The sequence below is a fragment of the Streptosporangium oxazolinicum genome, assembly GCF_039537505.1.
Classification (GTDB): domain Bacteria; phylum Actinomycetota; class Actinomycetes; order Streptosporangiales; family Streptosporangiaceae; genus Streptosporangium; species Streptosporangium oxazolinicum.
The window spans coordinates 44475-63041 of sequence record NZ_BAABAQ010000008.1; the positions used below are offsets into that span (position 1 = coordinate 44475).

The 18567-nt window shown below is 68.9% G+C and carries 15 protein-coding genes; 9 read left to right on the forward strand and 6 right to left on the reverse strand.

Going from position 1 to position 18567, the window contains the following annotated elements:
* Positions 1–285 precede the first annotated feature (285 nt).
* From ABD817_RS21565 to ABD817_RS21585, 5 genes are all read left to right on the forward strand, one after another.
* Complete coding sequence (locus ABD817_RS21565) at positions 286–939, forward strand: amino-acid N-acetyltransferase (RefSeq protein ID WP_344919868.1); 654 nt, start codon at positions 286–288, stop codon at positions 937–939.
* A gap of 228 nt (positions 940–1167) precedes the next feature.
* On the forward strand, positions 1168–2307 hold the full coding sequence (locus ABD817_RS21570; RefSeq protein ID WP_344919869.1) for an RDD family protein: 1140 nt from the start codon (positions 1168–1170) through the stop codon (positions 2305–2307).
* A gap of 1309 nt (positions 2308–3616) precedes the next feature.
* Complete coding sequence (locus ABD817_RS21575; RefSeq protein WP_012895497.1) at positions 3617–3949, forward strand: histone-like nucleoid-structuring protein Lsr2; 333 nt, start codon at positions 3617–3619, stop codon at positions 3947–3949.
* A gap of 279 nt (positions 3950–4228) precedes the next feature.
* Positions 4229–6736 carry an ATP-dependent Clp protease ATP-binding subunit gene (locus ABD817_RS21580; RefSeq protein WP_344919870.1) on the forward strand — a complete coding sequence of 836 codons (2508 nt, stop codon included), beginning with the start codon at positions 4229–4231 and terminating at the stop codon, positions 6734–6736.
* Between the two features lie 374 nt (positions 6737–7110).
* Positions 7111–8061, forward strand: a complete 951-nt coding sequence (locus ABD817_RS21585; protein ID WP_344919872.1) for a TIM barrel protein — start codon at positions 7111–7113, stop codon at positions 8059–8061.
* 54 nt (positions 8062–8115) lie between these two features.
* Here ABD817_RS21585 and ABD817_RS21590 read toward each other — a convergent pair whose 3' ends face one another.
* Positions 8116–8991 carry an HhH-GPD family protein gene (locus ABD817_RS21590; protein WP_344919873.1) on the reverse strand — a complete coding sequence of 292 codons (876 nt, stop codon included), beginning with the start codon at positions 8989–8991 and terminating at the stop codon, positions 8116–8118.
* Between the two features lie 143 nt (positions 8992–9134).
* Between ABD817_RS21590 and ABD817_RS21595 the strand changes: the two genes are divergently transcribed.
* On the forward strand, positions 9135–9809 hold the full coding sequence (locus ABD817_RS21595; RefSeq protein WP_344919875.1) for a hypothetical protein: 675 nt from the start codon (positions 9135–9137) through the stop codon (positions 9807–9809).
* A 257-nt stretch (positions 9810–10066) separates the two neighbouring features.
* On the opposite strand, the gene disA is transcribed toward ABD817_RS21595, so the two are convergent.
* The 5 genes from disA to ABD817_RS21620 all read right to left on the reverse strand — a co-directional run bounded on the left by disA (position 10067) and on the right by ABD817_RS21620 (position 14370).
* Positions 10067–11152 (reverse strand): DNA integrity scanning diadenylate cyclase DisA, encoded by a 1086-nt coding sequence (disA, locus tag ABD817_RS21600; protein ID WP_344919876.1) that lies wholly within the window; start codon positions 11150–11152, stop codon positions 10067–10069.
* Positions 11153–11406: 254 nt separating this feature from the next.
* Positions 11407–12810 carry a DNA repair protein RadA gene (gene radA / locus ABD817_RS21605; protein ID WP_344919877.1) on the reverse strand — a complete coding sequence of 468 codons (1404 nt, stop codon included), beginning with the start codon at positions 12808–12810 and terminating at the stop codon, positions 11407–11409.
* A gap of 70 nt (positions 12811–12880) precedes the next feature.
* A complete protein-coding gene (trxA, locus tag ABD817_RS21610) occupies positions 12881–13195 on the reverse strand; it encodes a thioredoxin (RefSeq protein ID WP_344919878.1) in 315 nt (104 codons plus the stop codon).
* Positions 13192–13572 (reverse strand): MerR family transcriptional regulator, encoded by a 381-nt coding sequence (locus ABD817_RS21615; protein ID WP_344919879.1) that lies wholly within the window; start codon positions 13570–13572, stop codon positions 13192–13194. The genes trxA and ABD817_RS21615 overlap by 4 nt, the downstream gene beginning before the upstream one ends.
* A 99-nt stretch (positions 13573–13671) precedes the next feature.
* Positions 13672–14370: a class I SAM-dependent methyltransferase gene (locus ABD817_RS21620; RefSeq protein WP_344919880.1), complete on the reverse strand. Its 699-nt coding sequence runs from the start codon at positions 14368–14370 to the stop codon at positions 13672–13674.
* A gap of 162 nt (positions 14371–14532) precedes the next feature.
* On the opposite strand from ABD817_RS21620, the gene ABD817_RS21625 reads away from it, so the two are divergent.
* From ABD817_RS21625 to ABD817_RS21635, 3 genes are all read left to right on the forward strand, one after another.
* A complete protein-coding gene (locus tag ABD817_RS21625; protein WP_344919881.1) occupies positions 14533–15342 on the forward strand; it encodes a sugar phosphate isomerase/epimerase family protein in 810 nt (269 codons plus the stop codon).
* Positions 15339–16004, forward strand: a complete 666-nt coding sequence (locus ABD817_RS21630) for a TetR/AcrR family transcriptional regulator (RefSeq protein ID WP_344919882.1) — start codon at positions 15339–15341, stop codon at positions 16002–16004. The genes ABD817_RS21625 and ABD817_RS21630 overlap by 4 nt, the downstream gene beginning before the upstream one ends.
* A gap of 305 nt (positions 16005–16309) precedes the next feature.
* Complete coding sequence (locus ABD817_RS21635; protein ID WP_344919883.1) at positions 16310–18460, forward strand: heterodisulfide reductase-related iron-sulfur binding cluster; 2151 nt, start codon at positions 16310–16312, stop codon at positions 18458–18460.
* Positions 18461–18567 lie beyond the last annotated feature (107 nt).

The following is an 18567-nucleotide window of genomic DNA, read 5'->3' on the forward strand; positions in this document are numbered from 1 at the left end:
CAACCAGAACTGCGAATTCAGTAGAGGTTTCGCAACTGAAATGTCACGGAAAGATCACATGTCAATAAGATCAACATGGCCATTACGCTGCCTTTGCCTCGTGGGTGACGGGTGCGGCGGAGGTCTTCCCAGGTCCGGGACCGTGCCAAAGGTGAGTTGTGGCACACGGGAGGTGTCGCGCGCTCAGTGTGGCAAAGCGATTACCAAGGGTCATGTGAGGGCTGTGGGCTGCGAGTTAAGGGTGAGCCGTAATTAAAGACCGGCGAGGACGTACGCTGAACGGTCATGGAGCAGCTTGCTGAGCATTCTCCCGTACCGGTCGTTCGCGCCCCCGACGGTGGGGGGCGGCGCGCCGGGGCCGAGGGGGCGGAGCGGGGCTCGCCCGCACCCGGCGCGGGCCCCGAGATCACGGTCCGCCGTGCCCGCACCCCGGACGTCCGCGCCGTCAGGCGGCTCGTCGACACCTACGGCGGCGCCGGCCCGCGCCTGCTGGAGAAGGCCACCGTCACCCTCTACGAGGACGTCCAGGAGTTCTGGGTCGCCACCGACGCGGAGGGGGAGGTCATCGGCTGCGGGGCTCTCCACGTGCTCTGGGAGGATCTGGCCGAGATTCGCACCGTCGCCGTCGATCCGGGCCGCAGGGGAATGGGGATCGGCCACCGGATCGTCTCCGCGCTCATTCGCACGGCCGTCGAACTCGGCCTGCGCCGGGTTTTCTGCCTGACCTTCGAGGTCGACTTCTTCGCCAGGCACGGTTTCCGGGAGATCCAGGGCACACCCGTCGCCCCCAAGGTCTACGCCGAACTTCTCGCCTCCTACGACGAGGGCGTGGCGGAGTTCCTCGATCTGGAGCACGTCAAGCCCAACACCTTGGGAAACACCCGGATGCTGCTGCACCTGACACGCGAGCCCGACTCTGATGACTTTAGAGCTGACTGATCGGAAAGGTGACTGTCGATACCTATGTCGATACCTTGTGCAGCAGCATGCATGTGCGTCTGACATTTGCCACATGCGCAGTCTAAGTGAGGTGACGCGGTGAGCACCGGACAGCCGCCGTATCCACAGGATGATCCCGACCGCGATCGCACACCGTCGGGGCACCCGGATTACGGACAGCACAACGCGGGTCGAGCCGCTGGCGAACTCGACCCCGACGTAACAGTCGTGGGATATCGGTCGGAGGCCTCACAGCCGAACACCGGCCCAGGACAGAGCCAGCCCGGTTACGGGCAGCAGCAGGGATATGGCCAGCAGTACGGCCAGCAGCCCGGCTACGGCCAGCAGCAGGGATATGGCCAGCAGCCCGACTACGGGCAGCAGCAGTACGGCCAGCAGCAGGGCTACGGCCAGCAGGGCGGGACCGGCGCGTACGGGCAGCAGGGTGGGACGGGGGCGTACGGACAGCAGTCCGGTTACGGCCAGCAGGCGTCCCACGAGCAGTCCGGTTACGGCCAGCAGCAGCAGGGCTACGGCCAGCAAGGTGGGGCCGGCGCGTACGGGCAGCAGGGTGGGACGGGGGCGTACGGACAGCAGTCCGGATATGGCCAGCAGGCGTCCCACGAGCAGTCCGGCTACGGCCAGCAGCAGGGCTACGGCCAGCAGCAGCCCGGCTACGGTCAGCAGTCCCAGCCCGGTTACGGCCAGCAGCCCGACTACGGGCAGCAGTACGGCCAGCAGCCCGATTACGGGAAGCAGGGCTACGGCCAGTCCGACTACGGGCAGCAGGGCTACGGCCAGCAGCAGCCCGCGTACGGGCAGCAGGGGTACGGCCAGCCGTACGGCGGTCCTCCCGGGGCGCCCGCCCCGCTCGCCGAGTGGTGGCAGCGCCTGGTGGCGAGGATCATCGACGGGATCATCCTGGCGATCCCGCTGTTCATCGTGAGTGCGGTGATCACCGCCATGCTCGTGACGGCCCCCAGCTTCAACCTGGAGACGGGTGCCACCACGGAGGGGGGCGGGCTCTTCCTCGCCAGCCTGCTCACCTCGCTGATCACCGCGGCCATCTACGTGGCCTACGAGTTCTTCATGCTCAGCCGGGGCGGGCAGACGGTCGGCAAGATGGTGATGGGCATCAAGGTCGTGCCGGTCGGCAGCGCCCTGCCGCCCGGCGGGCTCGGCTCCGACACGGCCGTCAAGCGCGCCGGCGTGCTCTGGGGCCCCTACGGCCTGACCTGGATCCCCTTCGTGGGCTTCGTCGCCTACATCTTCTATCTCGTGAACGTCCTGTGGCAGCTGTGGGACAAGCCGCTGCAGCAGACCCTGCACGACAAGGTGGCCGGGACGGTCGTCGTCAAGATCAAGTAGTTCCCTGAATAACGGGGCCGGCGGTTCAACCGCCGGCCCCGTTTTCGTGCGCGGGTGAGAAAACGGGGGCCCATAGGGGCCCGTAAGGGGTGCGGGGGCCGTGGGCCGCGGAAGCCGCAAAACCATTTGCCAGGCCCCGGGCAACGTCGCGCCCTGAGCAACGCGGGGGAACTTATGACCGAGTCTCGGCCCGCTCGTCGGAATATTCGCGTACGGTGCCCACAACGGGCTCACAGGCGCCCGTGGGTCTCCTATGAGGCGTCAATGCCGGATCCACCCCCGTCGGGGGTTCGCGCACTACTCGCCGAATGGTCGGCCCCGCGTGCCCCCGGCATCCTCGGCGACCCCGCGCCGGATTCTCTTCTTCGTCTTCCGTCGCGTGTTCAGGACAGCCGGTGAAGGCCTTCTTACGGATCCGGATCGGGGGCGCGTGGTGTTGGCGGGGTTGTCCGAGGGGTCCATGGTCTTTGGTGGTTATACGGTCTACGACTATGTACTCCGTGCCAGAGTGGGTCGTACTCTTGACGAGAAAGTGTTGAAGATCCGTCTTGTTCCATACGCTTGTATCACATCGGCTCACAGCGGGGTGATGAAGCGAGCAGCTCTCCGTCCGGGCGTTCTGCCGGCGGCGGGCATTCCCGTGATGAACCCGCTCGCGGCGATCTCCGGTTCCATGGCAAGGTGTCGTTCATCCCGGTCGGAGGGTTCCTTACCAGGGACTTCGTCGCCCGGAGCCCGACGGCGGGGCGGCCGGGAACCCGCCGGGCATTGGTATTACGGAGACGGCGGTGATCACCTGATCGTCCCGCCGGTTTTTCCTCATGACTTTACGACCGCAACCGGTAAGGCGGCTGGAGAGAAGCATTAGGCTGGAGAGAGACGGCATGGTCGCCCCTGCTGACGCGCGTCGCCGGCTGGTGGCGCTATGGTCATCTGTGGGCGGTTCCGGACCGATCGGGCACACCTGCGCGGCCCGGAGAGTCGCCGCCACATTTCCATGGTCCCCAGAAAGCCACCCACGGTGCGGAGCGAGGACGAATGTACGACGTATTGTCCGCGTTGATACCCCCGGCGGTCGTCGGCGGGGCCTTCATCTTCGGAGTCGTCAAGCTACTTCGGAGTGAAGCCGTCGGCCGGCGACCGGCAAAACGGTCCGACCCCGAGTCGCAGAAGAGCTGATCCACAGGAGGGTCGACTGGGAGTCTCGGTTGCCTGTGAGAATCGCCGGGCTCCTGGAATTGCCGCTCTTCGATCGCGGGTATATGTTTAGCTTGCGAATGAAACAATACTCCGCGAAAGGATTGTGTAGATGGCCAAGCAGATCCAGGAGATTCTCATCGACGACCTCGATGGGGGCGAGGCCAATGAGACTGTCGCCTTCGCGATTGACGGCACCAGCTATGAGATTGACCTGAGTGACGTTAACGCGAAGAAGCTCCGCGACTCCCTGTCGCCTTTCGTGCAGAGCGCCCGTCGTTCCGGCGCCCTGGCTCCCCGCCGCCGTCGTGCGGGCGGAGCGCGGGCACTCACGCGAGAGAAGAGCGCCGACATCCGGGCGTGGGCGAAGTCCCACGGCCTTAACGTCAGCGAGCGCGGTCGAATCGCCTCCAAGATCGTCGAGCAGTACGAAGCGGCTCACTAGATCGGCCCAGCGGATCGAGTGAATCATGCGGTTATGGCGGTCACGGTGGGGTCCGGTGGCGGCCATGACCGCATGATGCGTTTGACTGGAAGACAAACGTCGTTCGCTTGCGGCGTAGCGGGAACATCCCGCCCCTCGTAAGTAGTTGGATGGAGGGTGAACGCCCTGCTCTCGGGGAACGTCTTCTGCATAGAGCGGTCGCCGGGTCGGGGCTACCATGCGGGATGACAGGGCTCGGATATCCCGGACCTGCCTGACCGCTCTGTGAGGAGCGACGAGATGTTCGAGAGGTTCACCGACCGCGCACGGCGGGTTGTCGTCCTGGCCCAAGAAGAGGCCCGGATGCTCAACCACAACTACATCGGTACGGAGCACATTCTTCTTGGCTTGATCCATGAAGGTGAAGGCGTTGCCGCCAAGGCTCTGGAGAGCCTCGGCATCAGTCTTGAAGGTGTGCGTCAGCAGGTCGAGGAGATCATCGGCCAGGGGCAGTCTGCGCCGTCGGGGCACATTCCGTTCACCCCGCGTGCGAAGAAGGTCCTTGAGCTGTCGCTCCGCGAAGCTCTGCAACTGGGACACAACTACATCGGCACCGAGCACATCCTGCTCGGCCTCATCCGTGAGGGCGAGGGCGTCGCCGCCCAGGTGCTGGTGAAGCTGGGAGCCGATCTCAACCGGGTCCGGCAGCAGGTCATCCAGTTGCTCCACGGTTACCAGGGCAAGGAGCCGGCCGCCGCGGGCGGTCCGACCGAGGCCGCGCCGTCGACCTCCCTTGTGCTGGACCAGTTCGGCCGCAACCTGACCCAGGCCGCTCGCGAGGGCAAGCTCGACCCGGTCATCGGCCGGGAGAAGGAGATCGAGCGGGTCATGCAGGTCCTGTCCCGCAGGACCAAGAACAACCCGGTCCTGGTGGGCGAGCCCGGCGTCGGCAAGACCGCCGTCGTGGAGGGCCTGTCCCAGAAGATCGTCAAGGGCGAGGTGCCGGAGACGCTCAAGGACAAGCAGCTCTACACCCTCGACCTGGGCGCCCTGGTGGCGGGTTCCCGCTACCGAGGTGACTTCGAGGAGCGGCTGAAGAAGGTCCTCAAGGAGATCCGCACCCGAGGCGACATCATCCTGTTCATCGACGAGCTCCACACGCTCGTCGGCGCGGGTGCCGCCGAGGGCGCGATCGACGCCGCCAGCATCCTCAAGCCGATGCTGGCCCGAGGCGAGCTGCAGACCATCGGGGCCACCACCCTCGACGAGTACCGCAAGCACCTGGAGAAGGACGCGGCGCTCGAGCGGCGCTTCCAGCCGATCCAGGTGGCCGAGCCCAGCCTCAGCCACACGATCGAGATCCTCAAGGGCCTGCGCGACCGTTACGAGGCCCACCACCGCGTCTCCATCACGGACGGCGCCCTGGTGGCCGCCGCGCAGCTGGCCGACCGCTACATCAGCGACCGGTTCCTGCCGGACAAGGCGATCGACCTCATCGACGAGGCCGGCTCGCGCATGCGCATCCGCCGCATGACCGCGCCGCCGGACCTCCGCGAGTACGACGAGAAGATCGCCAACGTGCGGCGCGACAAGGAGTCCGCGATCGACGCGCAGGACTTCGAGAAGGCCGCCGCGCTGCGTGACCAGGAGAAGCAGCTCCAGCTCAAGCGTGAGCGCCGCGAGAAGGAGTGGAAGGCCGGCGACATGGACGTCGTCGCCGAGGTCACCGAGGAGCTCATCGCGGAGGTCCTGGCGACCGCCACCGGCATCCCGGTCTTCAAGCTCACCGAGGAGGAGTCCCAGCGACTGCTCCGCATGGAGGACGAGCTGCACAAGCGGATCATCGGTCAGGACGACGCCATCAAGGGTCTGTCCCGCTCGATCCGCCGTACGCGCGCCGGTCTGAAGGACCCGCGCCGTCCGGGTGGCTCGTTCATCTTCGCCGGCCCGTCCGGTGTCGGTAAGACCGAGCTGTCCAAGGCGCTGGCCGAGTTCCTGTTCGGGGACGAGGACGCGCTGATCATGCTGGACATGTCGGAGTTCATGGAGAAGCACACCGTCTCCCGCCTGTTCGGCTCGCCTCCCGGCTATGTCGGATACGAGGAGGGCGGCCAGCTGACGGAGAAGGTGCGGCGCAAGCCGTTCTCGGTCGTCCTGTTCGACGAGATCGAGAAGGCCCACCCCGACATCTTCAACTCGCTGCTGCAGATCCTGGAGGACGGTCGCCTGACCGACGCCCAGGGCCGGGTGGTCGACTTCAAGAACACCGTCATCATCATGACGACGAACCTCGGCACCCGCGACATCTCCAAGGGTCAGGGGGTCGGCTTCGCGAAGAACAACGACGCCGAGTCCAACTACGACCGGATGAAGTCCAAGGTCCAGGAGGAGCTCAAGCAGCACTTCCGGCCGGAGTTCCTCAACCGTGTCGACGACATCGTGGTCTTCCACCAGCTCACGCCGAAGGAGATCATCCGCATCGTCGACCTGATGCTGGCCCAGGTGAGCCTGCGTCTGAAGGACCGCGACATGGGGATGGAGCTCACGCAGGAGGCCAAGCAGCTACTGGCCGACCGTGGCTACGACCCGGTGATGGGCGCCCGCCCGCTTCGTCGTACGATCCAGCGCGAGCTGGAGGACACCCTGTCCGAGAAGATCCTGTACGGCGAGCTTCGTCCCGGCCAGATCGTGAAGATCGGGATCGAGGGCGAGGGGGAGAACGCGAAGTTCACCTTCATCGGTGAGAACGCGCCGGCCGACCAGGTTCCCGACTCGGCCGCCGCCATCGCGGAGCCGATCCAGAACTAGCACCGGCCGGGCACGGCCCGATCAGGCGGAGCAGACCCCGCCGTGAGGAGACTCACGGCGGGGTCTGCTTATTTGTTACCAAAGACGGTATCTCGCCACGACAGGTAGTACTACACTCTGTAGAGCGAGTTCGGTGAATCTCATCCAGATGATCTCAAAGTAGTACCGGCTGCGATGAGAGCGGTGTCGAGGTCAGCCCAGCGACGTACCGATGAATCAGCTCCGGGAGTGACGCGGAGTTCGGTGGCCGCGCGGGATGCTTCAGACGACCGGGTCGAGCTCCCGGCAGGGAGAGCTCCGGCTCACGCCGCCGTCGACGACCGGCGCGGGGCCATCGGGGACGCTTACACGGAAGTACGCCTTGGAGGCACGTCATGCGTTTGCGGCACGAGGACGGGACGCTCGTTCACCTGGCCTACAACGCGGGCGTGCACCCCGCGGAGGATCTGGAGAACCTCATCGCGCACCTGACGCGGTACGCGGTGCCGGTGCGCAAGCGCCTCGGGGTGGACCGCATGGGGGTCGGCCTCTGGCTCTCCCCGAGCGTCGCCGACCATCTCACCGCCGACAGGATCGAGCTGGTGCGCCTGCGCCGCTCCCTGGAGGAGCGCGGCCTGGAGGTCGTCAGCCTCAACGGCACCGGCGGCAGGAACCAGGAGGTCCCGGGTCCCGACTGGGCCAAGCCCGAGCGCTACCGCTACACGATGGCCCTGGCCAAGATCCTGGCCTTCCTGCTCCCGCAGGATGTCCGCTTCGGGAGCATCTCCACCATCCCCATCGGCTGGCGCCGCGACTGGCCTGCCGACCTGCACTCGATCGCCTCGCGACGGCTGGAGCGCCTCGCCCGCGAGCTGCGCGGGCTGCACAGCGTCACCGGCAAGACGATCAGGGTCGGTTTCGAGCCGTGGCCCGGATGCGTGCTGGAGACCACCAAGCAGGCCCTCGACCGGGTCGGCGGCATCGACTCCGAGCACCTCGGCATCTGCCTGGACGCCTGTTACCTCGCGGGCGGCTCTGAGGAGCCCGGAGCCGCCCTGCGTGGCCTGGCGGACGCCGGAGCCCCGGTGGTGAAGCTCGGCCACGTACACAACCACATGGCCGCCGCCTGCCAGGAGCTGCCCAGCACCCGGCCGGTCCTGGAGGACACCCTCACCGCGATGCTCTCCGGCGCGGTGAACGGCACCGCCCACATCGAGGTGGAGACCCACGATCTGGCCGTGCCGCTGAGGGCGAGGGGCCCCGGCGCCCTGGTCAGCATGATCGCCGAGGAGCTCGACTGGGCCCGCACCAGCCTCACCGCCCTCGGGCTGCGCCTCGCCGCCTGACCCTCTCCGCGCTCGACACCCCCCGGCCCGGCCACGGGGGCGGCCCGCGCCGTTTCAGCCGGGGAGGCGGTAGGTGCCGTCGTCGAGCACCTCGGCCAGCCCGTCCGTCACCAGCCCGTCGAGGGCGCGCTCACGTTGCGGGGCGTCGTCCCAGACCACGTCGAGAGCGTCCTTGGGCACGGCGCCGTGGGCCTGGCGCAGCACCGCGAGGAGGCGGCCGCGGCACTGGCGGTCCGTCCCCGCGTACGTCTGGCCCCTGCGCGCCGGACCGTCGTGGGCCGGCTTGCCCGCCAGTCGCCAGGCGCACAGGTCACTGATCGGGCAGTCGGCGCAGCGGGCGGCGCGAGCGGTGCAGACCAGGGCGCCCAGCTCCATGACGGCGACCGCCCAGACGGGCGCGCGGTCGGCGTCGGGGAGCAGCGAGGCGGCGAGCCTGCGCTCGGGGGGCGTGGTGGCCTTCGGCGGATACTCCTGGCCGCTGACGGCCCGTGCCAGGACCCGCCGCACGTTGGTGTCGAGAACGGCGTGGCGGCCCTTGAAGGCGAAGCTGGCGACCGCGGCGGCGGTGTACTCGCCGACGCCGGGAAGCGCGAGGAGGGCGTCGTGGCCGGTGGGGACCTCTCCGCCGTGCCGTTCGGTGATCGCGCGGGCGCACGCGTGCAGGTTCAGTGCCCGGCGGGGGTAGCCGAGGCGGCCCCAGTGGCGTACGGCCTCGCCGGGGGACTCGCGAGCGAGGGAGGCGGGCGTGGGCCAGCGCTCCATCCACTCGGTCCAGACGGGCAGCACCCTGACGACCGGGGTCTGCTGCAGCATGATCTCGCTGACCAGGATCGACCAGGGGGAGGCGCCGGGCGCCCGCCAGGGCAGGTCGCGGGCGTTGCCGGCGTACCAGTCGAGGATGGGTTCGAGGAGGCGGTTCGACTCGGGCACCTTTCGACGATAGTGCGGGATCGGACGGCCCTGGACGGTCTTCGCCCGTCTTCGCCCGCCCCCGGCCGATGAGCGGAGGCCGAAACAGGCCGGAAGCGGCGGGTCGCCTCCTGCGGCCCGCCAGGACTAACCATACTGAGCGTATGGATCCTGACACGTTCCGTAGCGACATCGGAGTCGACATCTACTGGCGGCGCCGGATGGCCGCGCTCGTCGGTGTGCTCGTGGTGGTCGCCGTCGTGGCGTGGGCCTGCTCGTCGACGAGCGGGCCGGACGACGTCAGGGAGAGGAACACCTCGGCCGCCGGGCAGGAGACGCCGGACCCGCTGCTGGCCGTCCTGCCGACCGTGACGGTCATCCCCTCGACGTCCGCGAGCCCCACGCCCACACCGGCGGCGACCAAGACGACCGCCAGGCCCAGGCGGCCCGGCGAGCCCTGTGCCTCCCCGCAGCTCGTGCTGAGCATGGAGGGTCAGGGGACGGTCTACCCGCCGGGCATCCGGCCCCGGTTCGTCCTCACCCTCGTCAACGTCGGCAAGGTGATGTGCACCGCCGACGTGGGGCCGCGCGCCATGGAGATGCGCATCACCTCCGGCGACGACCGCGTGTGGTCGTCCTCCGACTGCGTCAGCGGCGAGGCCGTCAACATCCGCGAACTCGATCGCGGCATCCCGTACGTCAAGGAGCTGGTGTGGGACCGCCGCCGGTCCGGTGACGACTGCACCGCCGACCGCGCCGCCGCCCTGCCCGGCACCTACGTCGCGGTGGTCCACGCCCCGGGCCTGCGGAGCCGCAAGGCCGTCTTCCACCTCCGTTAGCCGCCGGGGGTTCCCGTCCGGAGGGAGCTCGGGCACGGCTCCGTTAGCCGCCGGGGTTCCCGTCCGGAGGGGGCTCGGGCCCGGCTCCGGTAGCCGTCGGGGGTCTCGTTCGGCGGAGCCTCGGGTCCGCGCCGGGCGGGACACCGAGGGGGCCAGGGGACGTCCGAGGACGCTTAGGGACGCCCAAGAGATACCCGGGGACGCCTAGGGACGCTCAAGGACGCCGTGGGTGCCCGAGGTCCCCGCCCGGCACGGCCTCAGACGTAACGTTCCAGGATGGACGACTCCGCCAGCCGGGACAGGCCCTCGCGGATGTGGCGGGCCCTGGCCTCGCCCACCCCGCCCACCTCCTGGAGCTCGCCGATGCTGGCCGCCAGGAGCTTCTGCAGGCTGGCGAACTGGTCGACGAGGCGGTCGACCACCGTGTTCGGCAGGCGCGGCACCTTGGCCAGCAGGCGGTAGCCCCGGGGGCTCACCGGGGTCTCCAGGGCGTCGTTGCCGGAGTGGCCGAGGATCTGGGCGACGACCGAGAGGTCGAGCAGCTCGGCGGAGGAGAGCTGGTCGAGCTCGTGCAGCGCCTCGGCGAACTTGCGCGGGCGGCGGCCCGCCGCGGGCAGGTAGTCGCGCACGATCAGCTCGCGGTCGCTCTCCGTGCCGGCCACGAGCTCGTCCAGCTGCAGGGAGAGCAGCCGGCCGTCGGTGCCGAGCTCGACCACGTAACCCGCGATCTCCTCGGAGATGCGCCTGACCATCTCCAGCCGCTGGGCGACCACCGCGATGTCACGGACCGTCACCAGGTCCTCGATCTCCAGCGCCGAGAGCGTGCCGGAGACCTCGTCCAGGCGGAGCTTGTAGCGCTCCAGCGTGGCGAGGGCCTGGTTGGACTTGGACAGGATGACCGCCGACTCCTCCAGCACGTAGCGGATGCCGTCGAGGTAAAGAGCGATGATCCGCATGGACTTGCTGAGGGAGATGACCGGCAGCGACGTCTGCAGGGCGACGCGCTGGGCGGTGCGGTGCCGGGTGCCGGACTCGTCGGTGGGGATGGACGGATCGGGCATCAGGTGCACGGCCGCGCGCACGATCCTGAGATCACCGGTGTTGAGGACGATGGCGCCGTCCATCTTGGCCAGCTCGCGCAGCCGCGTCGCGGAGAACTCGACGTCGAGCTCGAAGCCGCCGCTGCATATCTCCTCGACCGTGCCGTCGTATCCCAGAACGATCAGACCGCCCGTGTGCCCGCGGAGAATCCGCTCCAGTCCGTCGCGCAGAGCGGTGCCCGGTGCGACCGCGGCCAGGACGGCTCTGCGGCGTTCGTCGAGTCCTCTGTAGGTTGCTGCCACATGACCCCCGTGGTCTGCGTATAGCGCTCAGCTTACCGGCGAAGGCCTCGCGCGGTCCGGAATCGGTGGATGCCACGCGCCGTACGGCGCCCGTGACGCGCCGCACCGGCGCGGACGCCGCCGGAGCCGTCGGCCGCGCCCCGCCCGGTGCTCGTGACGGGTCGCACCGTGCGGACGGCCGCCCGTGTGGCCGTACGGCGCTCGTGACGGCCACGGGGCCCATGACGGTCACGGGAGCGGGGGCGGGCGGCGTCTCAGGTGACGTGGGTGAGGGCGTCCCAGACGTTCTCCGCCTCGACGACGTCGAAGCCGGGGGCGAAGGGCGCGCCGCGCCCGGCCACGGGCACCAGGGAGTGGTCGCCGTTGCGTTTCTTGCCCGTGTCGAGGGAGCCCGCGGGGACCAGCGCCCGGGTGAAGCCCAGCCGGGCGGCCTCCGACAGGCGGCGCCGCACGTCGCGCACCGGGCGCAGCTCTCCCGCCAGGCCCACCTCGCCGAGCACCACCAGGCCGGAGGGCAGCGCCTTGTCGCCGGCCGCGCTGGCGACCGCGAGCATCACCGACAGGTCGACCGCGGGATCGCTGAGCTTGATCCCCCCGACGGTGGCGGTGAAGACGTCGCACCCGCCCAGCTTGGCGTTGAGCCGCCGCTCCAGCACGGCCAGGACCATCGTCACCCGGTAGGTGTCGAGCCCGGAGGAGGAGCGGCGCGGCTGCTGGGCCTCGGTCCTGGCGACCAGGGCCTGGACCTCGGCCGGCAGCGGCCGGGTGCCCTCCAGGGTGACCGTGACGCACGTGCCGGGCACCGGGTCGGTGCGGTGGGAGACGAACAGGCCGCTGGCGTCGGTGATGCCCTCGATGCCGCTCTCGTGGAGATCGAAGCAGCCGACCTCGTCGACCGGGCCGTACCGGTTCTTGATCGCGCGGACCAGGCGGAGCCGGGAGTGCCGGTCGCCCTCGAAGTGGAGCACGACGTCGACCAGGTGCTCCAGGGTGCGGGGACCGGCGATCGAGCCCTCCTTGGTGACGTGGCCGACCAGCACGGTGGACATGCCGCGCTCCTTGGCCAGCCGCACCAGGTTTCCGGCGACCTCCCTGACCTGGGTCACCCCGCCGGGCACGCCCGTCGCCAGGGTGGAGCCGATCGTCTGCACCGAGTCGACGATGAGCAGGTCGGGCTGGACCTTCTCGACGTGCGAGACCAGCGCGCCCAGGTCGGTCTCGGCGGCGAGGTAGAGGCGGTCCTGGATCGCGCCGATCCGGTCGGCCCTGATCCGCACCTGGGCGGCCGACTCCTCGCCCGTGATGTAGAGGACCGTCTGCTGCCGGGCGATCTTGGCCGCGGCCTCCAGCAGGAGGGTCGACTTGCCGATGCCGGGCTCGCCGGCGAGCAGCACGACGGCTCCGGGGACCAGGCCGCCGCCGAGGACCCGGTCGAGCTCGGGCACCCCGGTGCCGCGCGCGTGCGCCACCTCGGCCTTGACCTGGCCGATCGGCACCGCCGGTGACGACACCGCCCCGGCGGAGGCCACCCGCGCGCCCGCGGGCGCCGTCTCCTCCTCGACCGTGCCCCAGGCCTGGCACTCGCCGCAGCGCCCCACCCACTTGGCCGTCTGCCACCCGCACTCGGCACAGCGGTAGCCACCAGCCTTCTTCGCCATGGCCGCACGTTACCGGCAGGGCCCGACAACTTTCACCTGAAAGTCGCGGGGAGGGACGGCGCGCGCCTCGTCAGATGTGGCCTTCGAGATCGGCCAGGAGCAGGCGCTTGGGCTTGGCGCCCTTGATCTGCTGAACGACCTCGCCGCCCTTGTAGAGGTTGAGCGTCGGCAGGCCGAGGACGCCGTACCTCGCCGTGATCTCGGGGTAGTCGTCGGCGTTGAGCTTGGCGATCGTGACGCGGTCGCCGTACTCGGCCTCGATCTCCACCAGGACCGGCGCGATCATCTTGCACGGCCCGCACCACTCGGCCCAGAAGTCGACCAGGACGGGCTTGTCGCTCCGCAGCACCTGCTCGTCGAAGTTCTCCGCGGTCAATGTGATCATGATTCTCCTGCTTTCCTCAGTACGCATCCTGGGCAGACCGTGGTCAGCTGCGCGGCCACCTCCGCCCTCCGGGTGAGAAGCGTGCGGATCTCGTCGTCGATCTCCGCCAGCTTGCGCTGGTAGACGGCCACGGAGTCCGGGCACGACCCACCGGAGTCGTGACCGGCCCGCAGGCAGGCCACGAACGGACGGGCGTCGTCCAGGGTGAAGCCGACGGCGAGCAGTGAACGGATCTCGGAGACGAGCCTGAGATCCGCCTCCCCGTACTCCCGGTAGCCGTTTGCCGAGCGCCGGGCCGTGATCAGCCCCTGCTGCTCGTAGTAGCGCAGCGCCCGGGTGCTGACACCCGCCCGCCGCGCCAGCTCACCGATCCGCATCCGGCCCTCCCCATGACACGACGATAGACCTTGACATCAACGTCAAGGTCAAGCCCCGTCTCGTTGTTCCCGGCCGTGCGGCGTGCCCGCGGGGAGGTCTCAGAACAGCTTCCAGCGCAGCAGGTTGGGGTAGGCGATCTCCAGGCCGGGGGTCTCGGCGATGGCCCGGTCGGCGACCGGGGGGGTGAACTCGATGCGGAGCACCGCCTCCAGGTCGGCGCGGCGCTCGAAGGACATGCGCAGGTCGAGCTTGTTCGTCTGCCAGCCCTGGCGGTTCCAGAAGCTCTCGACGGACCTGGCCGAGTACGCGGGGATGGACTGGCCGAACCAGCGGCCGAAGGCGCCGCGGGTGGTGTCGATGTCGATCACGAAGGCCGCGCCGCCGCGCCGCATCACCCGGGAGAGCTCGGCCAGGCCCGGCTCGCACCCGGGGCCGAAGAAGTACGCCCAGCGGGCGATGGCCACGTCCACGGAGGCGTCGGGCAGCGGGAGGGCCTGGGCGGTGGCGGAGTGGATCTCGACGTTCCGCAGGCGGCGGCAGCGGTGCTTGGCCAGCAGGACGAGGTCCTCGTGCGGCTCCACACCGATCACGCGGGTGGCTGTGGAGGCGAGAGCCGGCAGGTGGTAGCCGGTGCCGCAGCCGATGTCGAGGACCGTCGCCCCGGTCCACGACCGGATCGCCGCCATCGCGGCCTCGGCGCGCCCCTCGGGATCCACCGCCCGGTTCTCCAGTTCGTAGGTCTGGGGGGCGTTCCAGATGTTGGGGCTGGGGATGGCGCCCCTCAAGAACCTCGGCATGCCCTCACCGTAATGGTGTGATCTCGGTCGTGTCGGTGGTGGCGGACAGCACTGCTCTTCGTACCCGCTTAGGCTGGCAAAGGTGAGCGACGTGAGCGAGGGGGCCGGTCGGCCCGGCGGTGTTCGCGAGTGTGCGCTCCGAGCCGGAGACGAGGAAGCGGTATGAGCGTCCGTGTATCCAGCGCGAAGATCGCGCTGTCCACCGCGTCGGTGTATCCCGAACGTACTCCCGACGCGTTCGAACTGGCCGCGCGCCTGGGGTACGACGGTGTGGAGGTCATGGTGGGCGCCGACCCCGTGAGCCAGGACGTCGACGTCCTGGAGCGGTTGTCGGACCACTACCAGCTGCCGATCCTGGCCATTCACGCGCCGTGCCTGCTGGTGACGCAGCGCGTGTGGGGCAAGGACCCGTGGGCCAAGCTCCAGCGCGCGCAGCGCGCCGCCGAGCGGGTCGGCGCCAGGACGGTGGTGGTGCATCCCCCGTTCCGATGGCAGCGCGACTACGCGCGCGACTTCGAGGTCGGCCTGGCCAGGATGCGTGAGGAGACCGACGTGGTCTTCGCGGTGGAGAACATGTTCCCGCTGAAGGCCAGGGGCAACGAGGTCGTCCCCTACTCTCCCGACTGGAACCCGGTCGACTACGACTTCCCGCAGGTCACGCTGGACCTGTCGCACACGGCGGTGTCCGGGACCGACGCCCTGGAGATGTTCACCAAGCTCGGCGACCGGCTCGCCCACCTGCACCTGGCCGACGGCGTGGGGGTGCCGAACAAGGACGAGCACCTGGTTCCCGGGCGGGGCGGCCAGCCGTGCGCGCCGATCCTGGAGCGGATGGCGGGCAACGGATACTCCGGGCTGGTCGTGCTGGAGATCAACACGCGCAAGGCGGCCAGCCGCTCCGAGCGGATCGACGACCTCACGGAGGCGCTGGCCTTCGCCCGACTGCACCTCGCCGCCTCCACCCCCGCATGAGCGATCCCGCCGTGAGCACCCCGTCCGAGAACGGGAAGGGGAACGGGGAGTCCGGGAACGGGAACGGGTCCCCCGCGGAGGCGAGGAGGCGTCCGGGGCGCAGGCCGGGATCGGCCGACACGCGGGGGCAGATCCTCGCGGCGGCGCGTGAGACCTTCGCGGAGAAGGGGTTCGACAAGGCGACCATCCGGGGCATCGCCCGGCGGGCGGGGGTGGATCCCGCGCTGGTCCACCACTACTTCTCCGGCAAGGAGGGGATGTTCGTCGAGGCGATGGAGCTGCCGATCACCCCCGACATCGTCCTCGCGGCGATCACGGCGGGGCCCCGCGAGGAGGCCGGTGAGCGGCTGGTCCGGCTCATCCTGACGATCACCTCGGAGGTCGGGGCGCGCCAGCCGGTGCTGGCGCTGGTCCGCACCGCGATGACGAACGAGCGGATGGTCGTCACGATCCGCGAGTTCATGACCCGGGCGCTCCTCAACCGGGTCGCGGAGGCCCTGGACATCCCGCCGATCCGGATCGAGGCGGCGTTCGCGCAGATGTTCGGCGTGGTCCTGGTCCGCTACGTCCTGGAGCTGGAGCCGCTGGCCTCGGTGGACCTTGAGGAGCTGGTGAAACTGCTCACACCCACGATCCAGGGCTATATCGACCCGCCCCGATAGCCTCCCCGGCCAGCCATATAACGCCATATCGCGTTATGTCGCGCTATAGCGCCTCATGCGTCGGTCATCCCGGCATCCCGGCGCATCCCGGCCACGTCCCCACCGGCCCCGGTGGTCACTTCGACACCGTCCGGAGACGCGCGGAGCACTGTTCCGGGAGCGATGTTGACCATAGGGTGACCACGGTCGCCGCGGGTCCCGGTGCGAAGAGAAGTTACTCGTCGGTAGGATTCGTGTAGACCCCTTGTCATCGTGGATGACCGGCGGTCGTACGCTGGCAGCCAACGCCGTCTGTGGGAGGACCCGTGCTCTGGGTAGCGATCATCGGGCTGGTCATGACAGCCGTCGCGGTCGCGCTTGCCGCGCGCCGCGTGTTGTTCCTGTACAGGCTCGCCACCGTCGGGCCTCCCGCGCCCGAGCGCGTCGAGTACGCCAGGACCAACCTGGGTGAGGAGATCAAGGCCCAGCTGGTCGAGGTTTTCGGGCAGCGGAAGCTGTTGAAGTGGACGGCCTCGGGCGTCGCGCACTTCTTCGTGATGTGGGCGTTCTTCATCCTGGCGACCGTCTATCTGGAGGCGTACGGCGCGCTGATCCAGGGGGCCGTCACCGGCACCCCCGACTTCCACATCCCGCTCATCGGGACGTGGGCGATCCTGGGCTTCCTGCAGGACTTCATCGCGGTCGCGGCCCTGTTCGGCCTCGTCGCCTTCGCGATCATCAGGGTCAGGAACTCGCCGAAGAAGCTGGGCCGCAGATCCCGCTTCTCCGGGTCGCACCTCGGCGGTGCCTGGCTCGTCCTCTTCATGATCTTCAACGTGATCTGGACGATGTTCCTCTTCCGCGGCGCGGCGGCCAACACCGGCAACCTGCCGTACGCCTCGGGGGCGTTCGCCTCCGACGCGGCCGCCGCCCTGCTGCGCCCGCTGGGCCCCTCGGCCAACGAGACGCTCGAACACGTCGGGCTGCTCCTGCACATCGGCGTCATGCTGGTGTTCCTGGTGATCGTGGTGAACTCCAAGCACCTGCACATCTTCACCGCGCCGCTGAACGTGGCGTTCTCCCGGCGTCCCGACGGCAACGGCCCGGCCCAGCCGATGCGGATCGACGGCAAGGTCGTCGACTTCGAGGACGAGGAGCTCGACGGCGACCGGCTCGGCAGGGGCAAGGTCGAGGACACCACCTGGAAGGGCTTCCTCGACTTCTACACCTGCACCGAGTGCGGACGCTGCCAGGACCAGTGCCCGGCCTGGAACACCGACAAGCCGCTCTCGCCGAAGATGCTCATCCTCGAACAGCGTGACCACGCCTTCAAGATCGCGCCGTACCTGGCGGCGACCGAGGAGCAGCGCGCGGGCTTCCACGAGGACGTGCTGGCCCTGCTGGACAAGCCGCTGGTCGGCGAGGACGGCGTCATCCACCCCGACGTGCTGTGGTCCTGCACCAACTGCGGCGCCTGCGTCGAGCAGTGCCCGGTCGACATCGAGCACATCGACCACATCCTCGACATGCGCCGCTACCAGGCGATGGTGGAGTCCAACTTCCCGTCCGAGGCCGGCGTCATGGTCAAGAACCTGGAGAACAAGGGCAACCCCTGGGGGATGTCCGAGATGAAGCGGGCCGACTGGATCGAGGAGCTGGCGGGGCGCGAGGTCGACCCCATCGAGATCACGCTCGTGGACGAGAAGATGCCCGCCGACACCGAGTACCTCTTCTGGGTCGGCTGCGCCGGGGCCCTGGAGGACCGGGCGAAGAAGACCACCAAGGCGGTCGCGGAGCTGCTGCACGTCGCGGGGGTGACGTTCGCGGTGCTCGGCCCGATGGAGGCGTGCACCGGAGACCCGGCCCGCCGCCTGGGCATGGAGTATCTCTTCGACATGCTGGCCAAGCAGAACATCGAGACGCTGAACGAGGCCGGCGTCAAGAAGATCGTCGCGACCTGCCCGCACTGCTTCAACACCCTCGCCAACGAGTATCCCCAGCTCGGCGGCACCTACGAGGTGGTGCACCACACCCAGTTGCTGGCCAAGCTCGTGGACGAGGGGAAGCTGGTCCCGGTCACGCCGATCGAGGAGAAGATCACCTACCACGACCCGTGCTTCCTCGGCCGCCACAACAAGGTCTACTCCCAGCCCCGCGACATCATGGCCAAGGTGCCCGGGGTGCGGACCCAGGAGATGCACCGCCACAAGGACCGAGGCTTCTGCTGCGGCGCCGGCGGCGCGCGGATGTGGATGGAGGAGCGGCTCGGCAAGCGCATCAACACCGAGCGCGTGGACGAGGCGCTGACCACCGAGCCGGACACCATCTCCACGGCGTGCCCGTTCTGCCTGGTCATGCTGGGCGACTCGATCAACGAGAAGAAGAACACGGGCGAGGCCAAGGAGACGCTGGAGGTCGTCGACGTCTCCCAGCTGCTGATCAAGTCGATCAAGGGCCGGCCCGTCGGGGCGCCCTGACATCCGGCCGACCACCGTCAGAAGGGAGATCTTCCCGATTCCCCTTCTGACATATGGTCAAGTCAATGGGAAAAGGACGTCAGGTCCGAAAACCTTTCTCCACATAA

What these genes read in the sequence shown, in the direction of transcription:
- ABD817_RS21565 (WP_344919868.1), top strand. Translation starts at nt 286, where the DNA reads ATGGAGCAGCTTGCTGAGCATTCTCCCGTACCGGTCGTTCGCGCCCCC.
- ABD817_RS21575 (WP_012895497.1), top strand. Translation starts at nt 3,617, where the DNA reads ATGGCCAAGCAGATCCAGGAGATTCTCATCGACGACCTCGATGGGGGC.
- ABD817_RS21580 (WP_344919870.1), top strand. Translation starts at nt 4,229, where the DNA reads ATGTTCGAGAGGTTCACCGACCGCGCACGGCGGGTTGTCGTCCTGGCC.
- ABD817_RS21585 (WP_344919872.1), top strand. Translation starts at nt 7,111, where the DNA reads ATGCGTTTGCGGCACGAGGACGGGACGCTCGTTCACCTGGCCTACAAC.
- ABD817_RS21595 (WP_344919875.1), top strand. Translation starts at nt 9,135, where the DNA reads ATGGATCCTGACACGTTCCGTAGCGACATCGGAGTCGACATCTACTGG.
- radA (WP_344919877.1), bottom strand. Translation starts at nt 12,810, where the DNA reads ATGGCGAAGAAGGCTGGTGGCTACCGCTGTGCCGAGTGCGGGTGGCAG.
- trxA (WP_344919878.1), bottom strand. Translation starts at nt 13,195, where the DNA reads ATGATCACATTGACCGCGGAGAACTTCGACGAGCAGGTGCTGCGGAGC.
- ABD817_RS21615 (WP_344919879.1), bottom strand. Translation starts at nt 13,572, where the DNA reads ATGCGGATCGGTGAGCTGGCGCGGCGGGCGGGTGTCAGCACCCGGGCG.
- ABD817_RS21620 (WP_344919880.1), bottom strand. Translation starts at nt 14,370, where the DNA reads ATGCCGAGGTTCTTGAGGGGCGCCATCCCCAGCCCCAACATCTGGAAC.
- ABD817_RS21625 (WP_344919881.1), top strand. Translation starts at nt 14,533, where the DNA reads ATGAGCGTCCGTGTATCCAGCGCGAAGATCGCGCTGTCCACCGCGTCG.
- ABD817_RS21630 (WP_344919882.1), top strand. Translation starts at nt 15,339, where the DNA reads ATGAGCGATCCCGCCGTGAGCACCCCGTCCGAGAACGGGAAGGGGAAC.